This is a genomic window from Acinetobacter bouvetii (assembly GCF_902753875.1).
In the GTDB taxonomy this organism is placed as follows: domain Bacteria; phylum Pseudomonadota; class Gammaproteobacteria; order Pseudomonadales; family Moraxellaceae; genus Acinetobacter; species Acinetobacter bouvetii_A.
This window is the reverse complement of sequence record NZ_CADDTS010000058.1, coordinates 1-3,449: the sequence shown is the minus strand read 5'-3', so window position 1 is coordinate 3,449 and position 3,449 is coordinate 1. Positions and strand designations below refer to the sequence as shown.

Sequence of the window (3,449 nt, the reverse complement as noted above, 5' to 3'; positions counted from 1 at the left end):
TCGGATGCTTATATTTCAGAAATCACTCAACGTTTGAATCATCGCCCAAGAAAAAGACTCGGATTTAGAAGCCCGAGTCAGGTATTATTCCAAGAACATGGTGTTGCACTTCAAATGCTAATCTAAGTTCTTTTAAAATAAGTAGATTAAAAATAAGAGGTTAAAACAGGTTAAAGAATAAAGTGATGTAAAATATAGGCAGACATGAACATTCCCAAGACAAAAAATAAGCATGAGATGCTGTCTAACTGGAAGCGTTTAGTCAGTTGATGTCCAACTGTTTGTATATTTTCTTCTTGCACGATTTTCATGGAAAACTCGATTCCGATTTATTTATCGTAAATTCCTATTTCTTGTTTGCATTTTTAGCATAAAAAATTGATTAAATAAAGTACTAAATAAAAATATGTAATTAAAATATTTATTTTAAAAAACAGAATATCCCCTTTATCGCTCGAATATTGTTACTGCAAGGCTTTCAGGATGTTTGTGACTAATAATTAAGTTTTAAAAATATAATCGGGATCTTATTATTAAAATATGAATTTATTAAATTTAAAACTGTGGATAAGTGATTTTAATTTGAATTTAAAAACATTAAATATAATGTTGATCTGTGGATAAAATTTAATCAATTTTGTGCGAAGATAATAAAAATGCAGGCAATAAAAAAACAGCTCAATAGAACGGATGGATCATCAATCCTAATGAACTGTTTTTATAGATTACTGTTTTTTAGCGTAAATATTGACCTGAATCCATAAATTTCCACGAATATATTGACCAATTTCAAAGTCCTTATAGGCTTTATTTTTAGTTGCAATACGAATCAGCGTGGCTTCCTGATTTTCATCATGAATTAAAGCAACGTCATAAAGTGTGTAGTCTTGATCCATAAAAGACATCGAGGTTTTACCGACAATATTGCCCTGGAACCAGGCTTCATCTTCCTGACCCATATTTTCGCCATATAAATAGGCCACCATTTTGGAAAAATCGACGGTGACCGGTTCTTTATCATCTTCAGACTTGGGTTCCCAGGCATCAATCTGTTCTTGCAGATTGGCAGGGGCTACACCGTTATTGGCTGCCAAAATATCATTTAAAGCACGATGATGCTTAATTGAAGCTGGATCATCCACCACCAGATGCTCATGCTCTGACACGGCTTCCAGCTCATAAGCCCAGGCATTTAACTGTGCCTGATAGATTTGATCTTTTTCATATTGGCCATGATTGACGCTATACAAGGTGTCAAATGCATAGACAATAGTATTGGCACCCAAATTGAGACGTAATACTGCTTGAGTGTTGGATTTACAGCTGATAATCCGTTCAATCGTTGCATTGACCTTATAGGGGCCTTCGAAACTTGGAAATGCAGTTTTCACCGCCTGAGGTTTGTTGTTTTCAACGGCAATGACCTGGGTCATTTGTACATTGGCTTTTTTAGGTCCCTGAATCAGCCACGCCGATTCATCCATATCGCATTCCTGCTTACACAAACCCATAGGCATAACCGGTGCATCGAGTGCCAGACCAAGCCATTTGGGTACATCACTACCTGGATTTTCAGTCAATAAATTCCAATGTTCGACATGGCTGCCAAAGTTCTGATCTTCAATGGTGATAAGTTCTGGTCTATTTTGATTGTTCATATACACAATTGATGTTGGGTTGTATTTATCTATTAAATCGAGGGTTATTTTAAAATTTCAAGTCACATGGCTAAATTTAACCGTTAAAGTTGATGAAATGTGCCCAAAATCCTGAATTTGGATGTATCAAATGAGCAACTGCGCTATGAAAATATGATTAGTTGCTTAAAGGTGGAAACAGCACATCAGCTGAATGGATTTAGCCATCCACCTGTCACATGGAATTTGCTAAACTAAGCGCTCTTATTTTTTGACTATGGATGTGGTGTGCTGCCATTTAAACTGTGGGTAGATGCAGATGCATTGCCTAAAATCCTGCGTGACGTGATCATTCGCGCTTCGGACCGTTACCAGTTAGAAGTCACCTTTGTCGCCAATCAGAATGTCGGGATTACGCCGTCTGTGCGGATTAATTCCATACAGGTCATGAGTGGGGCAGATGCTGCGGATAAGGAAATTATCGAGCGCATGAAAGAGCATGATATTGTGATGACGCAAGACATTCCGCTGGCTGCTCAGGTGATTGAAAAGGGTGGTATTGCGATTCATCCGCGTGGCGAAATTTATACGGTGGCCAATGTCAAAGCACGTCTGCATTTACGTGATTTTATGGATACTTTACGTGGTGCGGGTGTACAAACTGGTGGTCCACCGCCCATTTCTGAACGTGATAAACGTGAATTTTCTAGTTCACTGGATCAAACTATTCAGAAGCAGAAACGTAAAACCGCACCCTAAATTGAGTCAATCATGCCATCAAAATTCAACCTGATGTCTACTTATGCCTTATTGGTCTTTATTTGGGCAACTACACCACTGGCGATTGTGTGGAGTGTTTCAGATTTACATAGTTTGTGGGCACTGGCACTGCGATTTTTTATTGCATTACCCTTAGCTTTGGGCTTGTTGGTCTTACTTAAGATCAAACTGCCTCACGATGGTATTTCTATCCATAGTTATATTGCAGGAGCCTGCAGTTTTATCGGTTCGCAAATTTTTACCTATTTGGCGACAGCTTATTTAAGCTCAGGCATCATTGCCTTGATGTTTGGCCTGGCGCCGATTATGACCGGTTTAATTGGACGTTTTGCTTTTCAAATTCATTTGCATCGCATGCAATGGGTGGGGATGTGTATTGCGGTGGTAGGACTCGCGATTATCTGTCTGGGGGGGAGTGATCATCATATCCAGCCCATGGGGATTGGATTGATGCTGATCAGCGTCTTTGTATATTGTGCTTCAATTTTCTGGGTGAAAAAGGTCAATGCCCCATTAGAACCAATGGCCCAAGCTACGGGCTCAATTATGGTTTCTGCACTATTTGCACTCGTTATGTTGCCGTTGATCTGGCAGCATGCCCCAACACATCTCCCGAATACTAAAGCATTAATCGGACTGTTTTATGCCGTGATTATGGCATCCTTGCTCGCCATGTTTTGCTATTTCAAACTGGTACAAAATATCAAGGCTACAACTTTGTCATTGACGACTGTCATGACGCCGATGCTCGCCATGTTGTTTGGCGCCTTGTTAAATGATGAAAAACTGTCGGGGCTGGTATTTGTCGGTGCCGTGGTTTTACTGTTGGGATTATTTGTATACTTTTATCGCGATTTTAAGGCGAGTCAGAATCTCGCCCATAAGATCAAATCAGGTTCTTAAATAACCCGAATCCTGCTTAAGCTAATGATTTCATAATTTGAATTGTTGGCTTATTTCGATGGGTTAATTGGTATGCACATAAAGAAGCATAAATTCCACTTAGAAATCCATGAATACTACGAGCTTTAC

General features: G+C 39.1%; 4 protein-coding genes and 1 pseudogene. 2 read left to right on the top strand and 3 right to left on the bottom strand.

Features of this window, described 5'->3' with window-relative positions; all coding sequences use genetic code 11:
* Positions 1-170: 170 nt before the first annotated feature.
* Positions 171-311 (bottom strand): hypothetical protein, encoded by a 141-nt coding sequence (locus FB6_RS16485; RefSeq protein ID WP_174560967.1) that lies wholly within the window; start codon positions 309-311, stop codon positions 171-173.
* A 414-nt stretch (positions 312-725) separates the two neighbouring features.
* Positions 726-1,658 (bottom strand): hypothetical protein, encoded by a 933-nt coding sequence (locus FB6_RS16480; protein WP_174560966.1) that lies wholly within the window; start codon positions 1,656-1,658, stop codon positions 726-728.
* Between the two features lie 267 nt (positions 1,659-1,925).
* On the opposite strand from FB6_RS16480, the gene FB6_RS16475 reads away from it, so the two are divergent.
* Both FB6_RS16475 and FB6_RS16470 read left to right on the top strand, forming a co-directional pair.
* On the top strand, positions 1,926-2,396 hold the full coding sequence (locus FB6_RS16475; protein ID WP_174560965.1) for a YaiI/YqxD family protein: 471 nt from the start codon (positions 1,926-1,928) through the stop codon (positions 2,394-2,396).
* Between the two features lie 12 nt (positions 2,397-2,408).
* Complete coding sequence (locus FB6_RS16470; RefSeq protein WP_174560964.1) at positions 2,409-3,320, top strand: DMT family transporter; 912 nt, start codon at positions 2,409-2,411, stop codon at positions 3,318-3,320.
* Positions 3,321-3,336: 16 nt separating this feature from the next.
* On the opposite strand, the pseudogene FB6_RS16465 reads toward FB6_RS16470, so the two are convergent.
* A pseudogene (locus FB6_RS16465) lies at positions 3,337-3,449 on the bottom strand (IS982 family transposase); the annotation flags it as partial.